The organism is Pseudomonas sp. GW821-FHT07E12, from assembly GCF_058986605.1.
The window spans coordinates 66,662-91,615 of record NZ_JBYSVX010000017.1 but is presented as its reverse complement, the minus strand read 5'-3'; the positions used below and the strand labels follow the sequence as shown (position 1 = coordinate 91,615).

Sequence of the window (24,954 nt, the reverse complement as noted above, 5' to 3'; positions counted from 1 at the left end):
CCCCCCCCCCCCCCCCCCCCCCCCCCCCCCCCCCCCCCCCCCCCCCCCCCCCCCCCCCCCCCCCCCCCGCTCCTACGAATTGCTCGCGTCGGCCAGTTTGCGCAGCAGTGTCATGGCCGCGGCCGGGTTGCGTTCCTTGGCGGCGCTGATGAAGTAGACGAATACCTCGCGTGGTTTGCCCGGCGGCAGCGGCGCGCCGATGTGTGGCAGGTCGGGGTTGTCTTCGCCACGTCGCCACGCCTGGATGCGCTCGGACCAGCGCTGCAGCGCTGCGTCCGGATAACCGGTGTCGATGTCGGACTGGCTGCGCATCAGGCGCGCATAGACGAAGTCGCCGCCGAGGTCGGCGAACGAGGGGTATTCGTCGCTGTCGGTGAACACCGTCGCCATGCCGTGTTGGCGTATCCGCGCGAGCAGGGCGGCGTCCACGAATGCGAGATCGCGGATCTCAAGGACGTGGCGCAGGCGCCGCTCGCCGATTTTCTGTGGCAGCAGGGCCAGGAAGGCGTCGAAGTCGTCCTGCTGCAGCGTCCGCCCGTGCGCGAACTGCCAGACCAGTGGGCCCAGCCGGCTGCCCAGTTCGGAGATGCCGCCGATGAAGTCATCGACCTGGGCACCGGTGCCGGCCAGATGACGCGCCTGCACGATCCGCTTGGGCGCCTTGGCCGAGAACACGAAGCCCTCGGGGGTCTCGTCGCGCCACTTCGCGTAGGTCGCCGGTTTCTGCGTGCCGTAGTAGGTGCTGTTGATCTCGATGCTGGTGAGGTGGCGGCTGGCGTATCCCAGCTCGCGCCGCTGCACCAGCCCGGAGGGATAGAACATGCCGGCGCGCCACGGCTCGTAGACCCAGCCGCCGATACCGACGTGGATGCCGTCGCTGGCCTGCGGCGACGTTTCGAAAAGTCCGTTCAAGACGTGGTTTCCTGATTGACTGCCTGCGTTCTCGTTCCGGCATCGTCCGCGTGGCATCCACGGAGAAAGCCTGATCCTCGTCCCGGCGTCCGTCCGGAGCACTCCCGAAGATCGCCTTCGATTGGCTGCGCCGTGTCGCTGACGACGGTGGCGGGGCTGGGCGATGCGTCCGTGTCACGTGACGCGACGACGGGGTTGCCGGGGCTACGTTACCACCGCGCGCAGTCGTGCCGGTGCTGTCGGTGGATTCCTGGGCCCGTCGGGGCACTGCGCGGCCGTCACGTGTCCGGCTACTATCCCGACGTTCCCCAACCAGAGGAAGCTGGCCATGCGCTGGACCACACCGGACCTGTGTGACCGTTTCCCCGACGTGGCGGTCGCCGAGCCGCTGTTTCGCAGCTTCGGTGGCCGGGATGCGTTCTCCGGGCCGGTCATGACAGTGCACTGCAGCGAGGACAACTCGCGCGTGCGCGAGCTGGCGGCAGTGCCCGGCCAGGGCCGGGTGCTGGTGGTGGATGGGCATGGCTCGCTCAGGCATGCGCTGCTGGGCGACCAGATCGCCGCCAACGCGGCGAGCAACGGCTGGGCCGGCGTGCTGATCCACGGCTGCGTGCGTGATGTGGAAGTGCTGGCGACGTTGCCGCTGGGCGTGTTCGCGCTGGCGGCATGTCCGCGCAGGACCGAGAAGCGGGGGCTGGGCGAGGTGGATGTACCGGTGAACTTTGCCGGCGTCGTGTTCGTGCCGGGGCATTGGTTGTACGCGGATGCCAACGGCGTGCTGTTGTCGCCGCTGCAGTTGCCGCTGGATTGATCACACCGAGGAGAATGCGATTGAAGACGTGGTGGCTGGGGAGCGTGATGGTGATTGCGATGGCCGCGCAGGCGGCGGAAGCGGAAGTGAAAGTCGAAGTCGATGTGCCGGCGGGATTACGCGATTTCGATGCGCAGGTCGAGCGCGTGCGCAAGACCTTCGACGTGCCGGGCATCGCGGTGGCGATCGTCAAGGATGGGCAGGTGGTGCTGGAGCGTGGCTATGGGGTGCGCGAGATCGGCAAGGCCGATCCGGTGACGGCGACCACGCCGTTCGCGATCGCTTCCAACACCAAGGCGTTCACCGCCGCCTCGCTGTCGATCCTGGCCGACGAAGGCAAGCTCAGGCTCGACGACCGGGTGATCGACCACCTGCCGTGGTTCCGCATGTCCGATCCCTATGTCACCGGCGAAATGCGCATCCGCGACCTGCTCGCGCATCGCAGTGGGTTGAGCCTGGGCGCCGGTGACCTGCTGTTCTGGCCGACCACGGGCTACAGCACCGACGAGGTGGTCAAGCGACTGGCCAAGGTGCCGTTGAAGGGCGGCTTCCGCGATCGCTATGCCTACGACAACATCCTCTACGCGGTGGCGCAGAAGGTGATCGAGCAGGTTTCGGGGATGTCCTACGCCGATTTCCTGCAGAAGCGCATCTTCGATCCGGTCGGCATGAGCGGCACGCGTTTCAATGCGGACCATCTGCGGCCGGGCGATGCGCCGGCGGTCGGCCACGCCAAGTACGACTTCACCGAGTTGCGCACGGTCGCGCCGCTGACCTGGTCCAACAACTCCGGCGCCGGCGGCATCTACGCCAGCGTGCACGATCTGGCCAAGTGGATGAACGTACAACTGGCCGGCGGACAGTTGGCGGATGGCACGCCGCTGTTCACCGAGGCGCGTCAGCGCGAGATGTGGTCGGTGATCACGCCGATCGCGATCGCCGAGCCGGGCGTGCCCGAGTTGCTGCCGGCCAAGCCGAACTTCGCCGGTTATGGCGAGGGTTGGAGCCTGAGTGACTATCGCGGCCACCGGTTGGTCTGGCACACCGGCGGCTGGCCGGGCATGGTGTCGCGCCTGACCCTGCTGCCGGAGCAGAAGCTCGGCGTGATCGTGTTGACCAATCAGGAGATCGGCGCGGCGTTCAACGCGGTGACGATGCAGGTACTGGATGCCTACCTCAATGCGCCGAAGACCGACTGGACCGCGGCCTACGCCAAGGCGGCGGCCAAGGCACAGGAAAAGGCTGACGAGAGCTGGGACAAGCACGTGGCCGCGCGCGATGCGACGTCCAGGCCATCGTTGCCTCTGTCCGGCTATGTCGGCACTTACCGCGATGCCTGGTATGGCGATGTTGCGATTCGTCAGGACGGCAAGCGTTTGCGTCTGCAGTTCGCCAAGACCGCGCAGTTGCTGGGCACGCTCGAGCATTGGCAGCACGACACGTTCATCGTGCGCTGGGACGATCGCTCGCTCAATGCCGATGCGTTCGTCAATTTCGCGCTGACGCCGGACGGCAAGGTGCGCGAGCTGCGGATGGAGTCGGTGTCGGCGTTGACCGATTTCAGCTTCGACTTCCAGGATCTGGTGTTGGTGCCGGTGGAGTAACGGGTTACTGATCTCTCCGGGTCCGTAGGAGCGGCTTTAGCCGCGATGGAGCTTCACCGGTAAAGCTCCATCGCGGCTGATGGCCCTAGGCCACCCAGAGCCGCTCCTACGAGAGGTTGGTGCTCAGATGGCTTGGTCGCGCGCCAGCGCGAAGCCCTCGTCCAGCCAGCCGGTGATGCCGCCGATCATCAACTTCACCGGGCGTTCCAGCGTGGCCAACCGCAACGCGGCCTTGTCGGCCCCATTGCAGTGTGGGCCGGCGCAGTACACGACGAACAAGGTGTCAGCCGGATACTCGGCGAGCTTGCCCTGCACGATCTTGCGGTGCAGGAGATTGAGCGCGCCCGGCACGTGGCCTTGCGCATACAGCTCGGGCGAGCGGACATCGAGCAGCACGAATCCCGGCGTGCCGGACGACAGCGCTTCGTGCACGTCCCAGCAATCCGTTTCCAGCGCCAGCTTGGCGCCGAAGTGCTGCAGTGCCTGGGCGCTGGTGGCGGGTGTCCGCAGTACGGGGCTTTGCATCGATCGTCTCCTGGGGTTGGGAGGCGTCAGTGTGATCCGGGCAAGGCGCGGGCTAAACTGGCAGGATTGACGAACACCGGTCATTTCCTGCCATGTCGAAAAGTCCTCGTTACGTGGTCGCGCTGGCGTATCCGAACCTGTGCCTGTTCGAATTTGGCATCGCCGCAGAGCTGTTTGGGCTCCAGCGACCGGAACTGGACGTGCCCTGGTATCGCTTCGGCGTGGCGATGACCACCGCCCGGGTGCGCAGCGGTATCGGCGGCATGCGGATTGCCGCTGATGGTGGGTTGGAGCAGTTGCGCAAGGCGCACACGATCGTGGTTCCCGGCTGGAGCGGGCCGGAGGTACGGCCTTCCGAAGCGTTGAAATCGGCCCTGTGCAAGGCGCATGCGCGGGGTACACGCGTACTGTCGATCTGTTCGGGCGCGTTCCTGCTCGGTCATTGCGGTCTGCTCGACGGGCGTAGGGCCACGACTCACTGGCGCTACGAGGAGCGTTTCCGGGCGTGTTTTCCCGCCAGTACGCTGGTTTCCGATGCGCTCTACGTCGAGGACGACGGGATCGTCACTTCGGCCGGCAGCGCGGCGGGGATCGATGCGGGTCTGCACCTGATCCGCAGCGATTTCGGTACCGCCATCGCCAACCGGGTCGCGCAGCGGCTGGTGATGCTGCCGCATCGCGAGGGTGGGCAACGCCAGTTCGTGAGCAGCCCGGTGCCCAAGCGCCGCAACGATCCGTTTGATGGCGTGTTCGACTGGGCACGCCAGCGCCTGCATGCCGGCATCGCCGCGCCGGATCTGGCGCGCGTTGCCGCGATGAGCGAGCGCAATTTCTATCGCCGCTTCAAGCTCGCGATCGGCACGACGCCAGCGCACTGGCTGCAGCAGGAGCGGGTGCGTGCCGCCAAGGCGTTGCTGGAAGCGGGGCGGCTGGATCTGGAGCGGGTTGCCGAGGCTTGCGGTTTCCAGACCCAGGAATCGTTCCGGGCCGCATTCCGGCGTGGCGTGGGCGTGGCACCTTCGGTCTATCGGAAAAGCTTTGGTCACGCGGCCTGACATCGGGGCATGCAAAGGTGTGGGGCCTCGTTCAGCTTTCCGGCCATGCCGAAAGGCTGGTGTAAGGCCTATGCCGCGATACTTGAGAGGTTGGCGGGCCGTCGAGATTGCCCGGACGCATGATTCCCAGGAGAGGTGCTTGATGTCGGTCGGCTTACGTGAGGGCGCACTGCGCCTGGCTTTGGTGGCTGTGTTCTGCGCGCCCTGGGTGGTTCAGGCCGCGCCTGCCGATACGGATCAATCGGCTTCGACGTCCGATTCATCGGCTTCACCTGCCGTCCCGCAGAGCCTGTGGGGCGACAAGACCGAGCTGACGGTCGGCATGTCGGCGGTGTTCACGCCCAGCTATGATGGCGCCGCGCAGGACCGCTGGGAGCCGTTGCCGGTGTTCTCGATACAGCGCGGCATCCTGTTTGCCGACACCACGCGCGGTGTGGGGTTGCAGTTCCAGACCGCCTCGGGCCTGTCGATGTCGCAGTCGATCTACTACGACCTGGGCCGCACCGATCACGACAGCCGCTGGCGGCCGGGCGGGCACGAACTGTCCGGCATGGGCCAGGTCCCTGATTCGTACACCAGCAAGACGCTGGTGGGACAGCAGTTCAACCCCTGGTTCATGGCCAGTGCCGAGGCCGAACTCACGCTTCGCAGCGGCCTCCGTCGCCAGCGTTACCGGGCCGGCGTGGAGTTCACGCCCTGGAAGACCGCCAGCGATGAAGTGTCGGTCGATGTGGACGGGCATTGGGGCAACAGTCGCTACAACCAGGCCTACTACGGCGTCACCGCGCTGCAAAGCTCGCGCACCGGGTTCGACGCGTTCACGCCGGGGTCGGGTTTGTATGCGATCTCCAGCGGGATCGAGTGGGACCACACCTTCACTCCGCACTGGGGCAGCGTGGTGCAGTTCACCGCCACGCACTACACCGACATCGCCAGCGACAGCCCGATCGTCGCCAGCCACACCGGTGCCGAAGTGACGTTGGCGCTGACCTATACGTTCTGACGGCGCCGGATCCACGCACGAGGACATGCTGCCATCGGGCATGCACACGGCGTAGTCGGTGGCATCGGCTACCCTGCGTGTCCTTGAAGGATGGATGTTCGTGATGTTCCGTTGGTTTGAATCTCTCGTACAGGTGTTCCCGCCGACCGAGAGTCGCACGCCGCCCAGCGCGGTATGGCGTTTCTACCTGCACTACCTGCGCCCATTGTGGCCGCTGCTGCTGGCGACGCTGCTGGCCGGCCTGCTGCTGGCGCTGGTGGAGGTGGCGATGTTCGATTTCCTCGGCCGCATCGTCGACATGCTGGCCGAGCGACCGGGTGCGGATTTCTTCCGGCGCCACGCCGGCGAGCTGCTGTGGATGGCGGGCATCACGCTGGTCGCACGTCCGGTGTTGGTGGCGCTGCACAACCTGCTGGTCAACCAGGCGATCGTGCCCGGGCTGAGCAACCGCGCGCGCTGGCTGATGCACAACTACGTGGTGCGGCAGAGCCTGGCGTTCTTCCAGAACGACTTCGCCGGGCGCATCGCCAACCGGGTGATGCAGACCGGCACTTCGCTGCGCGAGTCGGCGGTGCAGATGGTCGATGCGCTCTGGTACATCGTGGTCTATACCGGCAGCGCGCTGTACCTGTTCGCCCAGGCCGATCCGTGGCTGACCGCGCCGTTGCTGATCTGGCTGGTGACCTACACGAGCCTGATGGCGTATTTCGTGCCGCGCATGAAGACCCGCGCCTGGATCGCCTCGGATGCGCGTTCACGGGCGATGGGGCGGATCGTGGATGGCTACACCAACGTGACCACGCTCAAGCTGTTCGCGCATGCCGGTCGTGAGCAGGGCTATGTGCGCGAGGCGATCGACGAGCTGGCGGTCAAGCATCGCGCGCAGACCCGCGTGACCACGATGATGGATACCTCGATCGCGATCGCCAACGGCTTCCTGATCGTCGGTACCTGCGCGTTGGCGCTGTGGCTGTGGAATCGTGGACAGGTCAGCGTCGGCGCGATCACCGTCGCGACCGGTCTGGTGATCCGCATCCACAACATGTCCGGCTGGATTATGTGGACGGTCAATGGCATCTTCGAGGACATCGGTACGGTGCAGGACGGCATGCAGACCATCGCGCGGCCGCTGACGGTGCAGGACACCCCGGATGCGCGCGTGTTGCAGGTGACGCGTGGGGACGTGGATTTCGAGAACATCCACTTTCACTACAGCAAGCGCGGTGGCGTGATGGCCGGGCTGGACCTGCGGGTGCGGCCGGGCGAGAAGATCGGTCTGGTGGGCCCGTCCGGCGCCGGCAAATCCACGCTGGTGAACATCCTGCTGCGCCTGTACGACCTGGAGAGCGGGCGCATCCTGGTCGACGGTCAGGACATCGCCCAGGTCACCCAGGAAAGCCTGCGCCGGCAGATCGGCGTGGTGACCCAGGACACCTCGCTGCTGCATCGCTCGATCCGCGACAACCTGCTGTACGGCCGGCCCGATGCCAGCGATGAGCAGTTGCATGCGGCGGTACGCAAGGCGCGTGCGGACGGCTTCATCGAGACGCTGGTGGATGGCGAGGGCCGGCGCGGTTACGACGCGCACGTCGGCGAGCGCGGTGTGAAGCTGTCCGGTGGACAGCGCCAACGCATCGCGATCGCGCGCGTGCTGCTCAAGGACGCCCCGATCCTGGTGCTGGACGAAGCGACTTCGGCGCTGGATTCGGAGGTCGAGGCGGCGATCCAGGACAGCCTCGACGAATTGATGGCCGGCAAGACGGTGATCGCGATCGCGCACCGGCTCTCGACCATCGCGCGCATGGACCGACTGGTGGTGATGGATCACGGCGCGATCGTCGAGACCGGCACGCACGCTGAGCTGGTCGCGCGTGGCGGACTGTATGCACGGCTGTGGGCGCGGCAGACCGGAGGATTCGTCGCGGCCGACGCGTAAGCCGCGCGGTTACTTCTCCGTGCTGAGCTTGCCCGTGCCATCCGAGTCGGAAGACTTGGAGGACACCGAGCTCTTGTCCTTGTCCTTGGGCGGCGCGCAGGGCGGCGGCCCCTTGCCGTCGCGCGGCGGTGGCGGGCGATTGTCGCCATCGCGCGGCGGTGGAGGCGGCGGTGGTCTGTCGCCGTCACGCGGCGGCGGACCCCTGCCATCCGGCGGCGGGCCCGGAGGTGGGCAGGTATGGCCCTGGCCGGTCGTCGCGGCAGTCGCGCTGGTCGATGCCGTGTCGGTCTTTTGAGCCTGCTCCGCAGCCGAAGCAGGGTGGATCAGGCATAGCGTGCCCAGAAGGGGAAGGGCGGCGAGGATCTTCATCTGCATGCTCCTGTCGTGGAGGCGGAAAGTGCATGGCGATCCTAGAGGCTCACTCTCCGTGCAGGTTGACGCGGTGTGTCGCGCACGATGCATTTCGATAAACGGACGTTACCGATCGAAACATGGTCGTGCGGATGTGCTGTCGAGGCGGGAGTACGTCACGGTTTCCGCGTGTCGAAATACGGCGGGACGCGTGTTGCGGTGCTGAACGAATCCACTTTGATCCGCTGACTTTGATCCGTCATTCACGCTTTACCAGCCATTCGGCTGTGGAAGCGCGTTTCGCGGGAATGACGGAAATCGTTCTTTCCTAGACCGCAGTGGCAGCAACCGTTGCAGCAGGCGCACGCACCGCACTCGGCGGTACGCCGATGATGCGTTTGAACGCACGGCTGAAGGAGGCCTCACTGTCATAACCCAGCCTGCCGGCGGCGACGGTCACGCGCATGCCTTCCTGCTGGATCCAGCGCCGCGCCTGGAACATCTTGACCTTGGCCACATAGCGCGCCGGGCTCTCGCCGACGGTGCGGGTGAACGATTCGGCGAAGCGCGAGCGCGAGGCGCCCATCAGCTGGGCAAGCTCGGCGACGCTCCAGTCGCGCTCGGGTTCGGCGTGGATGGCGGCGATCACCCTGCCGATCTTCGGGCAGTGCACCGCGGCGATCCAGCCGCTGGAATCGCTGCAGGCGCACTCGACCCAGGCACGGATGATGCTGGCGGCCAGCACATCGGCCATCCGCGCGAGGATGCCGCAGGCACCGATGCGGTCCAGCGAGGCCTCGCGTTCCATCGCCTCCAGCAGCACCGGCACGGCCGGATCACGCTTGATCAGGTCATCGGCCAGCATCCGCTCCGGCATCATCGCCAGCAGCGGATGCAACGGATCCAGGTTGAAACGCATCGCCCCGCAGAACAGCACATCGGCCGGTGTCGTGGATTCGACCTCCGGCTCGGCGGTGCGCGCGTCCCCGCATTTGCGCACCAGGTAGACATCCTCGGACACCGCTGTGCGTGCGCAGCTGCCGATATCCACCGTCGGCACGTCCGGCGCACTCGCCAACACGTGTGCGCTGCCGCGCGGCAGCAATACCGCATCGCCGGTGCGCAGCCGTTTCCAGTCCGCGCCTTCGACGCGCAGCCAGGCGCCGCCGCGCGCGACGAAATGGAAGCGCGCGTCGCGTTGCGCCGGGAAGGCCAGCGACCACGGTGTCGGCAACTCGCAACGGCCGTACTCCACCCCATTCAGGCGCAGCCCCAGCAGCACCTGGGTCAGCATGTCCGGTGGTGCTGGGGCCGGGACGATGGGGGAGGGCTGGGACGATTGGATAAGCATTGCGGAGCTTCCAGCATGGAAACGCCTGGATCATACGCCTAAGCTGCCTGTCCCTTCTTTCTCCGGCCCCCTCTGATGTCCAACGCCTGCTCCGAGTGCGCCGACAGCACCGCCTTGCCCGAAACCGCCGCCTCCGCCCAATGGTGGGCGGTGTTCTCGCTGACCCTCGGCGTGTTCGGCCTGGTCACCGCCGAGTTCCTGCCGGCCAGCCTGCTGACCTCGATGGCGGCCGATCTGGCCATCAGCGAGGGGGCGGCCGGGCAGAGCGTCACCGCGACCGCGCTGGTGGCCGCCGTCGCCGCTCCGATGCTGCCGTTGCTGACCCGCCGCCTCGACCGCCGTTACGTGATGTTCGGCCTGACCCTGTTGCTGGTGCTGTCCAACGTCCTGGCGGTAGCCGCGCACACGCTGACGACGTTGCTGGTGGCGCGCGTGGTGCTTGGCGTGGCGCTGGGCGGCTTCTGGGCGATGGCCGCGCCGCTGGCGATGCGGCTGGTGCCCGAGGCGCTGTTCCCGCGGGCGATGTCGTTGATCCTCAGTGGCGTCTCGGTCGCCACGGTCTGCGCCGCGCCGGTGGGGGCGTGGATGGGCGCGAACTGGGGCTGGCGCAGCGCTTTCGTGGCAGCGGGTGTGGTTTCGCTGCTGACCTTGCTGTCGCAGGTCGCGACGCTGCCGTCGCTGCGGCCGCGCGGTTCGTCGGACCTGCGCGTGCTCGGCGAGTTGCTGGGACGCCGCTCGGTCCGCATCGTGCTGTTGGTGGTGTTGCTGGTGATCTCCGGCCACTTCGCCGGCTTCACCTACATCCGGCCGCTGATGGAGAACGTCACCCATCTGTCGATAGGCGCGATTTCAGGGATCCTGCTGGGCTACGGCATCGGCGGCTTCTTCGGCAACCTGTTCGGCGGCTGGCTGGCCGGACGCAGCGAGCGCGTGGCGGTGTTGTTCGGCAGCACGCTGATCGCATTGCTGGCGGCGAGCCTGCTGATGCGCGGCGAGTCGCCGACGGTGGCGGCGGTGGCGATCACCTTGTGGGGCTTCGCGTTCGGCGCATTCCCGGTGGGCCTGCAGATCTGGATGGTGCGTGCCGCGCCGGACCAGGCCGAAGGCGCCAGTGGCTTGCTGGTGACCGCATTCCAGGTCGCGATCGCAAGCGGCGCGATCGGCGGTGGCGTACTGGTGGATCAGTTCGGCGCCTTGGGCGGCCCGCTGTTCGCGGTGGTCACGATGGTGCTGGGCGCGATGCTGACCTGGCATCGAGGGCCGCGTGTCGAGATGCCGGTGGGTGAAGCGGCGTGAGGGCAGCGGATTCAACGGGTGACGAGTTGAAGTGATGGTGTCGACCAAGGTCGGTGCGGATGTAGATCGTCGTCCCCGCGCAGGCGGGGATCCGGCGACTTTCGATCGGATCACGGTGAAAGTCACCGGGCTCCCGGCCCCGCCTTCGCGGGGTCAGGCGCTACGTCGGAGCGACGGGAAAACATCGGATCCGGGAACGTCCCGGGCATGCGCGTGCCGCGTGTAGCTCAATTGCTGCCAGTGCAATCTGCTGGCTTGAGCGCCGTCCTTGGCACTCCGGCATGCCTACATGCTGAGCATCACTCGATCGGCTGATCCAGCATCAACTCACGCACGAAGCGCACCGGCGGGGCGCCGTACGAGAGCACCTGGTCGTGGTAGGCCTTCAGGTTGAACGCGGCGCCCTGCTTTTCCTGCACCGCCTTGCGCATGTCCAGATGCTCCTGCACGCCGACGAAGTAGGTCGGCAGCTGCGCGGAAGACAGCTGCGCACGCGTCCATTTGCCGGACGCCTCGCTCTCCTGCTGGAAGGTGTCGTGGGTCATCAGATGCATGGCCTGTTCGCGGCTCCAGCCGTCCACCTGCACGCCCTGGTCGAGGATCGCGTTGGCGATCGTGCGCAGGTAGAACTTCAACTGCACCAGATGGAACAGCGGATCGTTATCGAGATAGCCCTGCTCCTGCATCATCCGCTCGGTGTAGACCGCCCAACCTTCGGCGAACAGACCCGAACGCAGCACGCCGCGCAGCGTCGAGGGGAACTTGGCCGAGTGCCAGCCTTCCAGGTAGTGGCCGGGGATGCCCTCGTGGATGGACAGCAGGTGGATCATCCGCGAGTTGTATTCGCGCAGGAACGAGTCGGCCTGCGCCTGCGTCCAATCGTCCGGGATCGGCGAGATCGCGTAGAAGGTCTTCAGGTTCTTGTCGAGCGGGCCGGGCGAATCGCAGTAGGCCACCGCGACGCCGCGCTGGAACTCCGGCATCAGGATCACGTCCACCGGTGCGTCCGGCAGCGTCACCAGGTCGTGTGCACGCACGAAGTCGGTCGCCGACTTCAGCGAGGCCTTGGCGTCCTCGACCACCTTGTCGCGCGCCGGATGCTCGGCGTAGGCCAGCTCCAGCGCCGCTTCGATCGCGGCCTGCTGCTGCTCGTCGCTCGGCGTATCCGGCAGCGCCGGCGCGTTCGGCTTGTCCTTCAGCACGGTACGGGCGATGCCGTACATCTCGGTGCGCACGCGCGCGAGTTCGGATTCGGCGCGCTGCTTGATGTCCGCGCGCGACAGCGAAGACAGCAGCGCGAACTTCAGCTTCTGGTCGTATTTCTCCGCACCGATGCGGAAGTCGCCCTTGGCGTTCGGCACCAGCGTCTTGTCCAGCCATTCCTGCTGGTCGGCTACCGCCTTCTTCAGCGTCTCGATAGCGGCGCGGGTGCGCTCGGCGTCGGCCGGCGCCAGCTCACCCAGGTGCGGGGTGATGAAGGTATCGACGATCGAGAGGATGCCCTTGTTCTGCTTGGCGACGGTGGTGGCATGCACCTGCGGCACGCGTGCCGGATCCAGGTTCGCGCGTGCCTGCGCGAAGATCTGCGGGATCTTCTCCATGCGCTCGGTCGCCGACTTGATGCGCTCCGGCAGCGGCGCGAATTCGCGCGCCATCAGGCCGTAGATCGCGCTGCCGGCCAGGCCGTTGTAAAGCTGCGGATCCCAGGCCCAGCTCTGCAGGGTCTCGCTGCTCCAGATGTCCGACTGCAGCTGGTTGCGCAGGATCGCCGCGTCGACCTGGTTCTCGCGCGAGAGCTTGGCGACGTCGATCGTGTTCAGTTCGGCCAGCAGCGCCTTGCTGGCATCCAGGCTCTTCTGGCGACCGGCGGTGCTGAGGTCGTCGATCTGGGTGTCGAAGCGGTGCTCGCCGGCCTGGGTGGCATTGACTGGCGAGAGCTGCATCCAGGTGTCGAGCGCCTTCTTCGACAGGTCGGCGAAGCGGGTATCCGCAGCCGGATCGGCGACCGCCGCGGCATGGGCATCGTGCGATGCGGTCGAGGGGGATTCGGCCTGCTGGCAGCCGGCGAGGGCGGCGAGCAGGGCAACAGCGAGCAGGTGCTTGCGCATGGTGTGGCTCAGGGTGGACGAAACGCCCAGCATACGGCGGCGGCCTTGGCTGTGCCCCTGCCGTTGGATGGGGCGATCCCGGGCGAGCCGCTTTGCACGCCACTCGATAACCCGTTCTACACTCGCCCTTTTCCACTGGGAGGCGGAGATGAAATACATAGGCAGCTGTCATTGCGGGGCGATCGCGTTCGAGCTGGAGGCCGAGCCGGCCATCGCCGAGGTCTACGACTGCAATTGTTCGATGTGCAGGCGTCGCGGCGGCCTGCTGTGGTTCGGCCCGCATCAGGCGCTGGTGCTCGGCAGTGCCCCGGCGCGGTTGGCGACCTACCAGTTCAACCAGCACCACATCGACCATCACCACTGCACGGTGTGCGGGATCGCGCCCTTCAGCGAGGGCACCAATCCGCAGAATGGCGAACGCATGGTGGCGGTGAACGTGCGCTGCCTGCCGGACGTGGATCTGGCCGCGCTGAAGGTTGTAGCGTTTGATGGAGCCAGGCTGTGAGGTGGCGCGCGCTGGGTGTCTTGGCCGTGATGGTGATTGCGGCGGGCTGCAGCAAGAAGGTCGGCCCGCAAGCCGCGGCGGATGCGGAGAGCTATGCGGCGATCGCCCCGGCTGCACCGCTTGCTCGGGACAAGGCGCTGCAGGCACCGGCAGGTACCTTCCTTGCCTACGAGACGGATGTGCAGGTGCGCGTGCCGGCGGCAGAGATTCCCAAGCGCGTCGACGCAGTGCAGGAGGCGTGCCTGCAGGCACGTTTCGGCGATTGCGCGGTGCTGTCGGTCTCTCAGCAGGGCGGCACTTATGCCAGGGGTGGTATCGAATTGCGGGTCGCCCCCGCTGGCGTCGAACCAATCCTCAAGCTGGCCGGTGAAGGTGGCGAAATCGCCTCGCGCAGCACGAGCGCGGAAGACCTCGCCCAGCAGGTCGCCGACAACCGCATGGTCCAGGACCGGTTGCAGAAGGAGCACGCGCGGCTGCTCGAATTCCAGCAGCGCAGCGACCTCAAAGTGGCCGATATGCTGGCGATCTCGCAAAGGCTCGCCGAGATCGAAGCATCGGCGGAAGCCGCACAGCGCGAGGCCGCGCAACAGCGTCGCCGCATCGACACCCAGAAGGTTTCGATCAGCTACACCGCCACTGGCGGCGAACAGGGACGCAGCGCGATCGGTGAGGCATTTGCCGAGAGCGGCCAGATCTTCGCCGACAGTGTGGCGTTCCTGGTGCGCATAGCCGCTGGCCTCGCACCGGTCGCGATCATCGTGATCGGGCTGCTGGCACTGCTGCGCGCGTGGTGGCGTCGGCGGCGCAAGCGCAACGGCTGAGGTGCCAGTAGCCGCTGCTGATCGAATGGAGGCCAGTGCCGGCCAAGGATGCCAGTTGTGCCGTCAGCCGTGTGACGCTTGCATCGATGCAAGCGTCAGTGTCGCGGATGCTTCCCGCAGCACGCCGCGAACGGCAGACGACAGTAGCGCGGACATCACGTATCGCCGGTGCACGCCTTCGATCGCGGCCATGTAGGCATGCCCGAACAGGTTGCGGCAGCTGACCCGGGTTCCCATGGTCAGTTCGATGCCGTGCTCGTCGATACGACGCAGGCTGATGCAGGAGCGGAAGCGAAGATGCTTGTCGTCGGCTCCCAGGACGATCTGCAGTTGTTTCCGGTCGGTATCCTCGCGCTGTGCGAGGACCGGGAATCGACCTGCGAAAAGTGTCCCGGTACCGGGGCTCAGCAGCGAGGAGACCGGGCAGCCGAGTCGTGACGTGCGCAGGCCGAGGGGCTTGACCAACAGGTTGCGCAATCGCATCAACATGCTGACGCCGGACGAAGGTTGGTCCACGAACGATTGCAACAGGTCGGCCATCAGTCCGTGCAACGTGCCGGCGCGGACTTGTCGCAGATCCAGTCGTACTGAGTAGGCGTCCTCGAAATGGAAGTCGTCGGCCAATTGTTCGTGCAACAACGAGTCGGCAGGCGGGCAGGGCAACGGCTGTACACGCGGTTGTGCTGACGAAGTCGCGATGAAGCCAGGACGTTGTCGCTGCCACAGTGACAAGCCACGGCACAGCCGGCCGCTGGCACTGCGCAAGTGATCGCAAAATCGTTGCTGCCAGCTCTCGGGTGGGACGTTGAACGACAGCCATGCCGTTGCAATCTCGGCCTGGCGGAAGCTCGGTGAGTCCAGCAGGTCGGCAACGGCGTCTGGCAGCAGATCGGTCAAGGTCGCGATCGTGGCTTGTCCCGATGCAACCGAGTGCTGCTGTTCGGCACTGAGCATGCCGCCGGACTCGTCGGGATGGCACGAGAGCGCGAAGAGCGCCGAATGCGTCGCACCATCTCGCAGTGGCATGAATCGATGCCAGGTTCCACCGCCGAACCTGACGCTGAACAGGCAATCCGCCGGCAGATTGACGTAGGTCAATGCGTGCACAAAAGCGCTGGGATCCGCTTCGATCTGCGCCCGCGATGCGGTGGAGAAGCGCAACTGTGCACCGCCGCTGCCGGTCACTGCGGTGAACAGCCTGCTGCCGGCATGGCAATGGAATGGATGGCCCTGCGGCCCCACCGAGAACGAGAACAGCGACGTCGGATCGCCCAGTGCGAAGTCGGGGGCCGACAACCGGGCAGATGGCTCGTCGAGCGCATCGTGATGTGCCGGATGATGGAGCTGCCGATCACTCGCCTGGGCAATCAAGGCATCACCCCCACCGGGAGTGAGCTGTGCGATCAGCATCACCTCGACCGGACGGCCGCCGCAGTGGGAGGGTAGCGAAACCCGGGGGAAACTCGGTTCTGCGACGACTCGACGGCGATCCATGGCATCTCCTGCTGCAGAAGGTGGAAAAGGTTTGGTTAGCGTGGCGTCCGCTTGGCGAGCTTGCGCGACTCGCGCTGCAGCGGCCCGGCGGTGGGGCAGACTTCGAAAGCGAAGCCGCTGAGCGTGTTGACCAGGCTGTCGGGCGTCAGCCGATAGATCACGTGCTGGCCCCGGCGCTCGCTGCTGACCAGGCCGGCAGCGGCCAGTACCGACAGATGCCGGGAGATTGCCGGCGCGCTCATTTCAAAGCGCTCGCCGATCTGGCCGGCAGTCAGCTCCTGCGCTGAAAGGTAGGCAAGGATTTCCCGGCGTGGACGCGAGGCGAGGGCTTCGAAGATGCGATCGATGGACATCGATGATTTAGATGATTAACGAATTAGTTAATTAATTACTCCGTGTGCCCTGACTTGTCAAGCGCACGGGACGTCACGTCTCCACGTGCTGTCATTTTCGAGCGTGTGCGATGCCGTCCGGAGCCGGACTTCCTGGTCGCATCCGCAGGCAAACCCACCAGATCCGCCGGCAGCGCCGGCATCGGGGTGCGCTCATCGCCGGCCTCGCGCTTGAGCCAGTCGATGAACAGCGCTGCGGCCGGGCTTGGCGGGCGGTGGGTGGGATAGACGATGTAGTAGGCGTAGCGGGCGCGCAGTGCGGGGCCCGGCAGTCGCACCAGCTCGTAGCGTTGCAGGTAGGGCTGGGCGATGTGCTTGCGCGCCAGCGCCACGCCGATGCCATATACCGCCGCGCGCATCACGTCGGTGCTGTCGTTGAAGGCGTGCATCGGTGGTGGCTCCACGCCACGTACGCCGGCGGCGCGGAACCAGTCGCGCCAGCCCTGCGGTGACAGGTCGGTAAGCAGTGTCAGCGTGGCGATATCGCTTGCGCTGCGGATATCCGCGAGCTGCGGCAGCGCCGGCGAGGCGACCGGGAACAGTTCCTCGTCCATCAGATGGTGGGCGGTGAGTCCGGGCCATGCGCCTTCGCCGAAGCGGATGCCCAGGTCCGGGCCGCCCTCCTCGAAACGCGAGAACGCGCTGTCGGTCTGGATCTCCAGCCGCACGTGCGGATGCGCGTTGCAGAAGCGCGGCAGCCGCGGCAGCAGCCAGCAGTAGGAGAGCGAACGCAAGGTGGTGATGCGCAGCGGTGCCGCGTCCGGATGCGGGTGCAGGTTGCCGGCCACGGCGGCGATGTCGTTGAGCGCGGCGCTCGCGGCATCGGCCAGTTGGCGGCCTTCGGCAGTGAGCTTGACCCCGCGCGCATGGCGCTGGAACAGCGTCGCGCCGAGCAGCGCTTCCAGCTTGCGCACGTGGTGGCTGACCGCGCTGGCGGTGAGGTGCAGTTCCTCGGCGGCGTGGGCGAAGTTCTGGTGGCGCGCGGCGGCGGCGAACACGCCGAGCGCGGGCAGCAGGGTCGGGCGCAGTTTCATCGAGACATGAATCATATTTGTGGCTTGCCGCGATACTACTCGCTTGTCGCGCGCCGGTCCGAGGCGGATGCTCGTGCCCTCTCCCATGGGGTTTCCGACATGCGTGCCGCGCCGTTCGCAGGGCTGTTTCGTTCGTTTCCAACGCCATCGTTCGCGGCGGTGACGCCATGAGCGGCACGACGCAAGGCGAGGTGGTGATGACAGGGGAAACAACCGTCAGCCGCGATTGGCGTACTCCCGCCGAACTGCTGTTTCTCGGCGTGGTGTGGGGCTGCTCGTTCCTGTTCATGCGGGTGGCGGCGCCGGCGTTCGGGCCATTCGCGCTGGTGGAAATACGGCTGACTCTGGGCGCATTGGTGCTGTTGCCATTCCTGTGGCTGGCGCGTGCGCAGTTCCCGCTGAGGCGCTGGCCGGTGCTGGCCGGGATCGGCGTGCTCAATTCGGTGCTGCCGTTCCTGCTGTTCGCCTGGGGCGCCGAGCGCGCGCCGGCCGCGATTGGCGCGATCTGCAACGCGATGACGGTGCTGTTCACCGCGCTGGTGGCGTTCCTGTTCTTCGGCGAGAAGATCGGTGGGCGTCGCGCCGGTGCGTTGCTGGTCGGTTTCGTCGGCGTGGTCGTGCTGGCGACCGGCAAGGCCGGTGGATTGAGCGTCGGCCCGGCCGCACTGGCCGGTGCCACCGCATCGCTGCTGTACGGCATCGGCTACAACCTGGTGAAGCGGCATATGGCCGACCTGCCGCCGGCGGCCTCGGCCGCCGCCACGCTGAGTGCGAGCGCGCTGCTGCTGTCGCCGCTGGCGTGGCTGCACTGGCCGCACGGGGCGATCCCGCTCAAGGCCTGGGGCTGCGCGTCGGCGCTCGGTGTGGTCTGCACCGGGCTGGCGTACCTGCTGTATTACCGGCTGATCCAGCGGATCGGCCCGGGCCGTGCTTCGACCGTGACCTACCTGATCCCGGTGTTCGGCGCGCTGCTGGCGTGGCTGATCCTCGGTGAGCCGTTGACCTGGACGATGCTGCTGGCAGGCATGTTGATCCTGGGCAGCGTGGCGGTCAGCCAGCGCGCGCGTTGAGGCAGCCATGCAAAAGCAATTCGGATACAAGGCCTGGGCCAATGCCGAGATGCTCGACGCGCTTGCGTTGATCGACGCATCGCAATACCCGGACCAGTGGAAGCTCGCGGTCCGCCTGATGAACCACACGTACGTGGTGGATCGCATTTTCGCCGCGCATCTCGATGGCGGGTCGCACGCGTTCCAGGGCACGAACACGCCCGAGACGCCCACGCTCGAGCAGTTGAGCGAGCGGATCACGGCTTCGGATGCGTGGTATCGGGACTATGCGGAGCGCGTTGACCCGGCGGCGTTGCGGGAATCGATTTCCTTCACCTTCACCGATGGCGAGCGCGGCAGCATGACGCGCGAGGAAATCCTGTTCCACGTCCTGGCGCACGGGGCCTACCACCGCGGCAACGTCGGCATGGTGCTGACCTCGTGCGGCATCGATCGTCCCAGCGATACGTTCACCCGGTTCCTGCATGCGAGCGAGCCCGGGCGTCGCGACGGAACTGTTTGAACGGCGAGCGGTAGGAGCGACTTCAGTCGCGATGGGGCTTTACCGGTAATGCCTCAGCGCGACTGAAGTCGCTCCTACGGGGCGTGCGTACTCTTGATTGGAATTCCGTGCCTTCGCGCGCTCAACCCGCCGGCGGCTTGCGCACCGGGATCGGCACGTTGCACAGGTCTATGTGGCCGGCCGGGCGCTTGTAGAAATCATCGACGCGGTTGCGGCGTGCTTCGGTGGCATCACGGAAGGTCTGGCTGTCTGTGCGCAGCACCTGCAACGGCGTGCGTTCTGCCGCGGGTACCTCGCTGGCCAGGCGGATCGCGCGGATCGGCGTGCGCTGGGTGGTGTCCTCGTAGAAGCCCATCGGCGGCGGCCCGCGCCGGATCGTGCTGAGCAGTTCCATGCCCTGGACCACGCGGCCGACCACGGTGATGTTGTCGTCGAGCTGGCGCGGCGACTGGCCGGTGACCACGTAAAGCTCGGCGCCGATGCTGCTGTCGTCGGCGTTGTTGCGGCCGGCGCCGAGGGTGCCGTAGCAATGCGCCAGCCAGGCGGTGCCGGTCTTGGGATTGCGTGCGGCCGGGAAGCCGCCGACGAAGCCGACTTCCGGCGCCCAGCCGTCCGAATCGGGCAGCCGATCGAAGGCCAGTCCGGTGGCGGACCGATGGAACTCGGCCGGCAGATGGGTTTTCGCAGTGCCGAGCGATTTGGCCTTGCCGGCCTCCTCACCGTCCGGATCGCCGAACTGCACGACGAAGTTGTCCTGCGAGCGATAGATGCTCAGCCCATCCCAGAAATGTTCGTGCGCCAGCGTGCTGATGTTGGCGACGTGTTCCGGCGCGAACGCCGGCGCCAGCTCGATGATCACCCGGCCGGTATCCAGTTCCATGTACAGCGTGCGGGCCGGATCCAGCGTGCGCCAGGCCGAGGCCGGCGAAGCTTCCAGGATCTGCTGCGCACTGCGATAAGGCGCGGCATTGGCACAGGCGCAGGCGAGCAGGGCGGCGCAGGCCAGGGCAAGACGAGTGGCGGGCATCGGCGTATCCAGAAGGGGATCGACCGATTGTGGGCGAGTGGCCGATTCCGGTACAGCCCGATGACGGTGTCGACGCGCAGGGGCAACAATGTTCCGTAGAACGGAGCTCGCTCCGCTGAGGTTTTCCCGAGACTGCTTCAGCCGAGCAAGCTCGGTTCTACGATGATGCCTCGCTCAGCGCTCTGGCTTGCGGCGTACGTACAACTGCTTGCGCACGCGGGCGACCACGTCACCCTGAGCGTCGATCACTTCGTTCTCGAACCAGCGCAGGTACTTCTCGCCGCTGGCGGTGGCGGCGCGGATCTCGTCCAGCACGGCCTCGTCCAACCGGAAGTCGGTGGCGACCGTACCGCGGCCCGGTTTGACGAACTCGATCGCGCCGGCCTTGTCCCAGACGTAGTAGTCGCGGCCGATGTTCTGCATCACCAGCAGCATCCAGAACGGATCGCTCATCGCGAACAGGCTGCCGCCGAAATGGGTGCCGACGTAGTTGCGGTTCCACGGACGCATGCGCAACTCGATGCGGGCATAGCGGTAGTCCGTGGCGACCTCGGCCACATGGATGCCGGTGAACAGGAATGGCGGCCACAGGTTGAGGCCGAGTCTGAACAGCCCTGCTTTCATGTGCAGTTCCACGTTCCGGAAAGTCCGGAGCTTACCATTCGCATGAGTATGGTGGTCAGGGCGCGGTGCTCGCGGCGTAGCCGTCGCGGCCCTGGTGCTTGGCGCGATACAGGGCGGCATCAGCCTGTGCGAAGAAGCCCTCGGGGTTCTGGTCGTGCTCGCCGGGGACGGCGCCATGCACGCCGAGCGTCACGGTGATGCCGATCGGATGCCGTGGGTCGGGGGCAGGCAGGGCGCGGACGTGCACCAGCAGGTGTTCGGCCAGTTCGCAGGCCTGCTCAAGCGAGGTCTCCGGCAGCAGCAACGCGAATTCGTCGCCGCCCAGGCGCACCGCCAGATCGCGGGTGCGGCGTGCGTGCGCCTCGGCGGCGTCGGCGATGTTGCGCAGTACCTGATCGCCGACTGGATGGCCGAGACGGTCGTTGACCTGCTTGAAGTGGTCCACGTCGATGAGGATCAACGCAAGGGAGCGTCCGCTGCGGCGGGCGGCGGCAAACTCACGTGCGAATGTGGTTTCGAAACCGCGGCGGTTGGTGAGCCGGGTCAGCGGATCGCGCTCGGCCAGGGTGCGCAGATGCTGCAGGTGGATGCCGAGCCAGGCAGCGAACGCGGCGGCGGTCGCGGCCATGGCCGGTGCGATCACGATCCCGCGGCCGGCGCCCAGCAGCAGGACCAGCGCGGACAAAACGAGGCCAGCCAGCGCCGCGGCAGGGGCCAGGACCCAGCCGCGCCGGCGGTGCGCCGGCAAGGTCACCCCCCAGGCACCTGCGGCAGCCAGCAGCGCGGCCAGCAGCGTCTGCATCGCGCGCGGCAGCGGCGTCACTGCCTTGCCCTGCAACAGCATCGAAGCGATGTTGGCCTGGACTTCGGCGCCGCTCATCCAGATCTCCTGCGACATCGGGGTCAGGAAGCGCGGACCGAGGCCGGTGGCGGTGACGCCGACGATGATGCGGCGGCCGTGCAGCAGGGACGGGGCGATGCGGCCTTCCAGCACGTCGATGTAGGTATAGGTCGGGAACGTGCCGGGCGGCCCGGCGTAGCGGATGCCGACATAGGCGTCGCGATGCCAGCGGTAGGCGGTGGCATCGCCCGGCAGGTCCGAGTGCAGGCCGGGCGGCGGAGGCTCGACTCCGGCCAGCGCAGCGCCGAGCGATGGCCAGTGCGCATCGCCGAGTCCGGCACGCAGGTAGACGCCGCGCGTCATGCCGTCGGTATCGCGTTCCAGGTCGGTATGGTTGAAGGCGGCGGCGTGGGCCGCGATGTCCGGGACCGGCAGCAGTTCCAGCAGGGGAAGGCCGGCATCCATGCTCGGTATCACCGGCAGGCTGACCTTGCCATTGCGCGCGATCGCCTCGCCGAGTGTGCGGTCATCGCTCGTGCCCCTGCTGTCCGGCTCGCTGAACACCAGGTCCAGGGCCACCGCGTCGGTGCCGGCCGCGGTGAGCTGGTCCAGCAGGCGCGCGTGCACCGCGCGCGGCCAGGGCCAGCTCCCCAGCGCCTGCAGGCTGCGGTCGTCGATGGCGATGATCGCCAGGCGCGGATCGGGCGCGACCGGCCAATGGCGTACCACGATGTCCTGGAGCTGCTTGTCCTGGCGCTCCGTCAGCCCGGACCAGGCAAGTGCGCCGGCCACCAGCGTGGCGGCGGCGACCAGTGCCCAGCGCAGACGCGCCAGCGTCATCGCTACAACGCCAGCAACAGCAGCAGACTGCCGCCGGCGATGCCGTAGCAGGCGCGGCAGCGCAGTGCGACCTGCTGTGGTTCGGAGAACGGCGCGGCGTAACCGTCGTCGTCGATGGCCTGCACGCGCACGTACCAGTGGCCGCCCCACGGCCGCTTGAGACTGACCTGGGGCTGGTCGACCACTTCGTCCAGCCGCAGTCGCGAGAAGTCGGGCTTGCGCGAGAGCTGGACGCGGTAGTGCTGGCCCGGTTCGCCGGCTTGCCAGCGCAGGGTCAGGCGGCCGTCATCGTTGCCGGACTCCAGGCCCGGATCGACCGGTGCGTCGCTGACCTGCAGCGTCAGGGGTTGGCCGAACGGCCCCTGATGGCCGTCGTCGGCGCGCGAGGCGACCCGCCAGTAATAGTCGCCGGGGGGCAGCGGTTGCGGCGCGCGGGCACGCACGCCTTTGACCTCCTGCTCGAACACCAGATCGGCGAAGCCCGGATCGCGTGCGACCTGCAGCCGGGTCGCCTCCGCCTCCGGATGGCGCGTCCACTCGAAGCGCGGCTGCGGCTGGCGGATCCGTTCGCCGGCCTGCGGGGCGATGGTCAGTGGCGGGGTCGGGGTGGCGGCGATGTCGAGCGTGCGGCTGGCGTCCTCGCCCTCGATGCCGTAGTCGGTGACGGCGCGCACCAGCAGGCGGTACTGGCCTGGCTCCAGCCCATCGAGCTGCAGCGTCGGTTGCGCGGTCTGGCGGGCGTAGTGCAGCACCTGCGGGCGCTCGGCCTCGACCACCTCGACGCGGTAGCCGGTCGCGCCCGGCACCGGCGCCCAGGCCAGGCGGAACGGCGCGGCGTCCAGCCGGCTGGCGGCGTCATCGAGCACGGGCGGCGGCAGCAGTGCTTCCTGCCGTGGCGCGCTGGTCGCGCCCTGGCGTGCGGCCTGGCCGGGGTGCAACAGGCGTCGGTCCCGGTCGCTCTCGACCTGCACCAGGCCGCGCAGCACCTCGGTCGCGCCATGGCCGTCGTCGGCACCGGCGGCGACCCGGAAGCGGGTGCCGCGTACGCTGCTGCTGCCATTGGGGGTATCGATGATGTAGCGCGAGGCAGGACCTTGCGCAGGGGTGACTTCATTGAGGGTGCGGCCGGTTTCCAGGCGTACCCCGGTATCGACCATGCCTGTGGCGCCGTAGCGGCTCATCCGGTCGAAACGCACGCGGGTGTCTTCGCGCAACAGCATCTGCGAGTGGTCGGCGAACTCGACGGTGGCGCTGGCATCGCTGCCGGTCTGCAGTTGCATGCCGATCTGCAGCGGCATGCCGACCGTCGCCGAGAGCACCGCCTGTCCGGTCAGCACCTGCACCCCGCCGCGCACGGCGAGCAGTCGTGCCGGTGCGGGCTGCACCTGCAGCCAGGGGATCGGGAAGCGCAGCGTGCGGCCCGGCGGCAGCGCGTATGGATCGGCCACCGCGTTGAGCGTGCCCAGGCGCTGCCAGGCGATGCCGGGCTTGAGGTAGCGGGCGCTCAGGTCCCACAGCGTGTCGCCCGGCCGGACCCGGTAGTTCCAGTCCTCGGCGCCGGCCGGCAGTGAAGCTGCGAGAAGTCCGATCAGCAGGCAGGCTGCCAACGCCTGCAGGAAATGGCGGGGCTGGCGGTGGCCAGACGAAAGCAAGGACGACACAGTTCTTCTCGGGGGACAGGAGACCGGTGGGACATGAAACGCGTGCACGCCATGCCGCCTGCCGGTCATTGGGAAGCCAACCGTGACGGACTTCCGGTCAGCGACGAGACGGTGATCTTGACAATTATGCGGCATCCGGCAATCCCGCCGTGTGTCCATGCACGGCGGGCACGGCCTGCGCTCGGGATGCTTCCCTTGCGAGGAGGGCGTATGTCGGTGGCGCTCAGAACAGCAGTGCGGACATCTTGCGGCGATAGCGGCCGACCAGGTCCTCGTCCTCGATCACCCGGAACGCATCGATCAGCGCCTTGCGCGGCAGGCCTTCGTCGAACGTGCGGTCCTGTCGCAGCATTTCCAGGAACTGCTCCAGCGCGGCTTCGTCCTGGCCGTCCAGCAGCAGACGCACGCCGAGCAGGTGGCGCGCGCGCAGGTCGGCGCCATTCGCGGCCACGACGGTCTGCAGGGCGTCGGCGGCCGGGGCGTCCTTCAGCGCGCTGGCGAAACCGAGGCGGGCCTTGGCGCGGACGGTACGGTCGTCGGTGGCCAGGTTGGCCGGCAGCGCGTCGATCAACGTGGTGGCTTCGGTGGTCTCGCCGGTCTTCAGCAGGGCCAGCGCCAGATCGAGCCGCAGCTCGGCCTTGTCGGGTTCTGCGGCGATCGCCTCACGCAGGCGCGTGACCTCGGCCTGCGGATCCAGCGGCACCTCCGGTGCGACCGGTTCTTCGTTGGCCTCGGCCGGGACGATGCCGTGCTGGGTCAGGAATTCACGCAGCTGGCCTTCCGGCAGTGCGCCGGGGAAACCATCGACCAGTTGTCCGCCCTTGACCAGGAACACGGTCGGTACCGAGCGGATCTGGAATGCCGCGGCGATCTGCTGTTCCTTGTCCACGTCGACCTTGGCCAGCTCGAAGGCGCCGTTGTAATCGGCCGCCAGCTTCTCCAGCAGCGGCCCCAGCGTCTTGCACGGGCCGCACCAGGTGGCCCAGAAATCCACCAGCACCGGCACCTGCAACGATTTCTGCAGGACCTCGGTCTCGAAGGTTTCGGTGGTGGCGTCGAATACGTGGGGCTTGTCGGACATCAGATGCGCGGCCTTTGAAGAGGATTAGGCAGCAGATGGTGGCAAACCGGGCAGACGCAAGTCGAGGTCAGATCAACTCAGGTAATTCAGAGCAGCTGACAGAGCCCTGG

General features: G+C 67.2%; 23 protein-coding genes. 10 read left to right on the top strand and 13 right to left on the bottom strand.

The window, feature by feature from the left end:
* Window positions 1-72 precede the first annotated feature (72 nt).
* Window positions 73-912 carry a DUF72 domain-containing protein gene (locus AC3WJE_RS11610; protein ID WP_493730953.1) on the bottom strand — a complete coding sequence of 280 codons (840 nt, stop codon included), beginning with the start codon at window positions 910-912 and terminating at the stop codon, window positions 73-75.
* A gap of 328 nt (window positions 913-1,240) precedes the next feature.
* Here AC3WJE_RS11610 and rraA point away from each other — a divergent pair, with 328 nt between their 5' ends.
* Together rraA and AC3WJE_RS11600 are read left to right on the top strand one after the other, a co-directional pair.
* The gene (rraA, locus tag AC3WJE_RS11605) at window positions 1,241-1,723 is read left to right on the top strand and encodes a ribonuclease E activity regulator RraA (RefSeq protein WP_493730952.1); all 483 of its coding nucleotides are present in this window, start codon (window positions 1,241-1,243) and stop codon (window positions 1,721-1,723) included.
* 20 nt (window positions 1,724-1,743) lie between these two features.
* On the top strand, window positions 1,744-3,327 hold the full coding sequence (locus AC3WJE_RS11600) for a serine hydrolase (protein ID WP_493730951.1): 1,584 nt from the start codon (window positions 1,744-1,746) through the stop codon (window positions 3,325-3,327).
* 123 nt (window positions 3,328-3,450) lie between these two features.
* On the opposite strand, the gene AC3WJE_RS11595 is transcribed toward AC3WJE_RS11600, so the two are convergent.
* A complete protein-coding gene (locus tag AC3WJE_RS11595; RefSeq protein ID WP_493730950.1) occupies window positions 3,451-3,852 on the bottom strand; it encodes a rhodanese-like domain-containing protein in 402 nt (133 codons plus the stop codon).
* 92 nt (window positions 3,853-3,944) lie between these two features.
* On the opposite strand from AC3WJE_RS11595, the gene AC3WJE_RS11590 reads away from it, so the two are divergent.
* From AC3WJE_RS11590 to AC3WJE_RS11580, 3 genes are all read left to right on the top strand, one after another.
* On the top strand, window positions 3,945-4,907 hold the full coding sequence (locus AC3WJE_RS11590; RefSeq protein WP_493730949.1) for a helix-turn-helix domain-containing protein: 963 nt from the start codon (window positions 3,945-3,947) through the stop codon (window positions 4,905-4,907).
* Window positions 4,908-5,049: 142 nt separating this feature from the next.
* The gene (locus AC3WJE_RS11585; protein WP_493730948.1) at window positions 5,050-5,910 is read left to right on the top strand and encodes a MipA/OmpV family protein; all 861 of its coding nucleotides are present in this window, start codon (window positions 5,050-5,052) and stop codon (window positions 5,908-5,910) included.
* A gap of 100 nt (window positions 5,911-6,010) precedes the next feature.
* The gene (locus AC3WJE_RS11580; protein ID WP_493730956.1) at window positions 6,011-7,846 is read left to right on the top strand and encodes an ABC transporter ATP-binding protein; all 1,836 of its coding nucleotides are present in this window, start codon (window positions 6,011-6,013) and stop codon (window positions 7,844-7,846) included.
* Window positions 7,847-7,855: 9 nt separating this feature from the next.
* Here the strand turns inward: AC3WJE_RS11580 and AC3WJE_RS11575 are convergent, their stop codons facing one another.
* Together AC3WJE_RS11575 and AC3WJE_RS11570 are read right to left on the bottom strand one after the other, a co-directional pair.
* Window positions 7,856-8,221 carry a hypothetical protein gene (locus AC3WJE_RS11575; RefSeq protein ID WP_493730947.1) on the bottom strand — a complete coding sequence of 122 codons (366 nt, stop codon included), beginning with the start codon at window positions 8,219-8,221 and terminating at the stop codon, window positions 7,856-7,858.
* 304 nt (window positions 8,222-8,525) lie between these two features.
* On the bottom strand, window positions 8,526-9,548 hold the full coding sequence (locus AC3WJE_RS11570; RefSeq protein ID WP_493730946.1) for an AraC family transcriptional regulator: 1,023 nt from the start codon (window positions 9,546-9,548) through the stop codon (window positions 8,526-8,528).
* 75 nt (window positions 9,549-9,623) lie between these two features.
* On the opposite strand from AC3WJE_RS11570, the gene AC3WJE_RS11565 reads away from it, so the two are divergent.
* Window positions 9,624-10,844: an MFS transporter gene (locus AC3WJE_RS11565; RefSeq protein WP_493730945.1), complete on the top strand. Its 1,221-nt coding sequence runs from the start codon at window positions 9,624-9,626 to the stop codon at window positions 10,842-10,844.
* Window positions 10,845-11,143: 299 nt separating this feature from the next.
* Here AC3WJE_RS11565 and AC3WJE_RS11560 read toward each other — a convergent pair whose 3' ends face one another.
* Window positions 11,144-12,952 (bottom strand): DUF885 domain-containing protein, encoded by a 1,809-nt coding sequence (locus AC3WJE_RS11560; protein ID WP_493730944.1) that lies wholly within the window; start codon window positions 12,950-12,952, stop codon window positions 11,144-11,146.
* Between the two features lie 148 nt (window positions 12,953-13,100).
* On the opposite strand from AC3WJE_RS11560, the gene AC3WJE_RS11555 reads away from it, so the two are divergent.
* The gene (locus tag AC3WJE_RS11555; RefSeq protein ID WP_493730943.1) at window positions 13,101-13,457 is read left to right on the top strand and encodes a GFA family protein; all 357 of its coding nucleotides are present in this window, start codon (window positions 13,101-13,103) and stop codon (window positions 13,455-13,457) included.
* Complete coding sequence (locus AC3WJE_RS11550; RefSeq protein WP_493730942.1) at window positions 13,454-14,278, top strand: DUF4349 domain-containing protein; 825 nt, start codon at window positions 13,454-13,456, stop codon at window positions 14,276-14,278. Before AC3WJE_RS11555 ends, AC3WJE_RS11550 begins: the two co-directional genes overlap by 4 nt.
* 63 nt (window positions 14,279-14,341) lie before the next feature.
* Here the strand turns inward: AC3WJE_RS11550 and AC3WJE_RS11545 are convergent, their stop codons facing one another.
* From AC3WJE_RS11545 to AC3WJE_RS11535, 3 genes are read right to left on the bottom strand one after another with little or no spacing between them, the layout of a single operon-like run.
* Complete coding sequence (locus AC3WJE_RS11545) at window positions 14,342-15,772, bottom strand: DUF2867 domain-containing protein (protein WP_493730941.1); 1,431 nt, start codon at window positions 15,770-15,772, stop codon at window positions 14,342-14,344.
* A 35-nt stretch (window positions 15,773-15,807) separates the two neighbouring features.
* Window positions 15,808-16,125, bottom strand: coding sequence for a metalloregulator ArsR/SmtB family transcription factor (locus AC3WJE_RS11540; protein ID WP_493730940.1), 318 nt, complete (start codon window positions 16,123-16,125; stop codon window positions 15,808-15,810).
* A gap of 35 nt (window positions 16,126-16,160) precedes the next feature.
* On the bottom strand, window positions 16,161-17,198 hold the full coding sequence (locus AC3WJE_RS11535) for a LysR substrate-binding domain-containing protein (protein ID WP_493730939.1): 1,038 nt from the start codon (window positions 17,196-17,198) through the stop codon (window positions 16,161-16,163).
* A 167-nt stretch (window positions 17,199-17,365) separates the two neighbouring features.
* On the opposite strand from AC3WJE_RS11535, the gene AC3WJE_RS11530 reads away from it, so the two are divergent.
* Both AC3WJE_RS11530 and AC3WJE_RS11525 read left to right on the top strand, forming a co-directional pair.
* Entirely contained in the window at window positions 17,366-18,268 is a 903-nt protein-coding gene (locus tag AC3WJE_RS11530; RefSeq protein ID WP_493730938.1) for a DMT family transporter, read from the top strand.
* 7 nt (window positions 18,269-18,275) lie between these two features.
* Window positions 18,276-18,770: a DinB family protein gene (locus tag AC3WJE_RS11525; protein WP_493730937.1), complete on the top strand. Its 495-nt coding sequence runs from the start codon at window positions 18,276-18,278 to the stop codon at window positions 18,768-18,770.
* A 121-nt stretch (window positions 18,771-18,891) separates the two neighbouring features.
* Here the strand turns inward: AC3WJE_RS11525 and AC3WJE_RS11520 are convergent, their stop codons facing one another.
* The 5 genes from AC3WJE_RS11520 to trxA all read right to left on the bottom strand — a co-directional run bounded on the left by AC3WJE_RS11520 (window position 18,892) and on the right by trxA (window position 24,844).
* Entirely contained in the window at window positions 18,892-19,797 is a 906-nt protein-coding gene (locus AC3WJE_RS11520; protein ID WP_493730936.1) for a peptidylprolyl isomerase, read from the bottom strand.
* A gap of 174 nt (window positions 19,798-19,971) precedes the next feature.
* Window positions 19,972-20,421 carry a DUF4442 domain-containing protein gene (locus AC3WJE_RS11515; RefSeq protein WP_493730935.1) on the bottom strand — a complete coding sequence of 150 codons (450 nt, stop codon included), beginning with the start codon at window positions 20,419-20,421 and terminating at the stop codon, window positions 19,972-19,974.
* A 55-nt stretch (window positions 20,422-20,476) separates the two neighbouring features.
* Window positions 20,477-22,102, bottom strand: coding sequence for a CHASE2 domain-containing protein (locus tag AC3WJE_RS11510; protein ID WP_493730934.1), 1,626 nt, complete (start codon window positions 22,100-22,102; stop codon window positions 20,477-20,479).
* Between the two features lie 2 nt (window positions 22,103-22,104).
* Window positions 22,105-23,763, bottom strand: a complete 1,659-nt coding sequence (locus AC3WJE_RS11505) for a FecR family protein (protein WP_493730933.1) — start codon at window positions 23,761-23,763, stop codon at window positions 22,105-22,107.
* A 223-nt stretch (window positions 23,764-23,986) separates the two neighbouring features.
* Entirely contained in the window at window positions 23,987-24,844 is an 858-nt protein-coding gene (trxA, locus tag AC3WJE_RS11500; protein ID WP_493730932.1) for a thioredoxin, read from the bottom strand.
* Window positions 24,845-24,954: the final 110 nt, after the last annotated feature.

What these genes read in the sequence shown, in the direction of transcription:
- rraA (WP_493730952.1), top strand. Translation starts at nt 1,241, where the DNA reads ATGCGCTGGACCACACCGGACCTGTGTGACCGTTTCCCCGACGTGGCG.
- AC3WJE_RS11595 (WP_493730950.1), bottom strand. Translation starts at nt 3,852, where the DNA reads ATGCAAAGCCCCGTACTGCGGACACCCGCCACCAGCGCCCAGGCACTG.
- AC3WJE_RS11590 (WP_493730949.1), top strand. Translation starts at nt 3,945, where the DNA reads ATGTCGAAAAGTCCTCGTTACGTGGTCGCGCTGGCGTATCCGAACCTG.
- AC3WJE_RS11585 (WP_493730948.1), top strand. Translation starts at nt 5,050, where the DNA reads ATGTCGGTCGGCTTACGTGAGGGCGCACTGCGCCTGGCTTTGGTGGCT.
- AC3WJE_RS11575 (WP_493730947.1), bottom strand. Translation starts at nt 8,221, where the DNA reads ATGCAGATGAAGATCCTCGCCGCCCTTCCCCTTCTGGGCACGCTATGC.
- AC3WJE_RS11570 (WP_493730946.1), bottom strand. Translation starts at nt 9,548, where the DNA reads ATGCTTATCCAATCGTCCCAGCCCTCCCCCATCGTCCCGGCCCCAGCA.
- AC3WJE_RS11565 (WP_493730945.1), top strand. Translation starts at nt 9,624, where the DNA reads ATGTCCAACGCCTGCTCCGAGTGCGCCGACAGCACCGCCTTGCCCGAA.
- AC3WJE_RS11560 (WP_493730944.1), bottom strand. Translation starts at nt 12,952, where the DNA reads ATGCGCAAGCACCTGCTCGCTGTTGCCCTGCTCGCCGCCCTCGCCGGC.
- AC3WJE_RS11555 (WP_493730943.1), top strand. Translation starts at nt 13,101, where the DNA reads ATGAAATACATAGGCAGCTGTCATTGCGGGGCGATCGCGTTCGAGCTG.
- AC3WJE_RS11545 (WP_493730941.1), bottom strand. Translation starts at nt 15,772, where the DNA reads ATGGATCGCCGTCGAGTCGTCGCAGAACCGAGTTTCCCCCGGGTTTCG.
- AC3WJE_RS11540 (WP_493730940.1), bottom strand. Translation starts at nt 16,125, where the DNA reads ATGTCCATCGATCGCATCTTCGAAGCCCTCGCCTCGCGTCCACGCCGG.
- AC3WJE_RS11535 (WP_493730939.1), bottom strand. Translation starts at nt 17,198, where the DNA reads ATGAAACTGCGCCCGACCCTGCTGCCCGCGCTCGGCGTGTTCGCCGCC.
- AC3WJE_RS11530 (WP_493730938.1), top strand. Translation starts at nt 17,366, where the DNA reads ATGAGCGGCACGACGCAAGGCGAGGTGGTGATGACAGGGGAAACAACC.
- AC3WJE_RS11525 (WP_493730937.1), top strand. Translation starts at nt 18,276, where the DNA reads ATGCAAAAGCAATTCGGATACAAGGCCTGGGCCAATGCCGAGATGCTC.
- AC3WJE_RS11520 (WP_493730936.1), bottom strand. Translation starts at nt 19,797, where the DNA reads ATGCCCGCCACTCGTCTTGCCCTGGCCTGCGCCGCCCTGCTCGCCTGC.
- AC3WJE_RS11515 (WP_493730935.1), bottom strand. Translation starts at nt 20,421, where the DNA reads ATGAAAGCAGGGCTGTTCAGACTCGGCCTCAACCTGTGGCCGCCATTC.
- AC3WJE_RS11510 (WP_493730934.1), bottom strand. Translation starts at nt 22,102, where the DNA reads ATGACGCTGGCGCGTCTGCGCTGGGCACTGGTCGCCGCCGCCACGCTG.
- trxA (WP_493730932.1), bottom strand. Translation starts at nt 24,844, where the DNA reads ATGTCCGACAAGCCCCACGTATTCGACGCCACCACCGAAACCTTCGAG.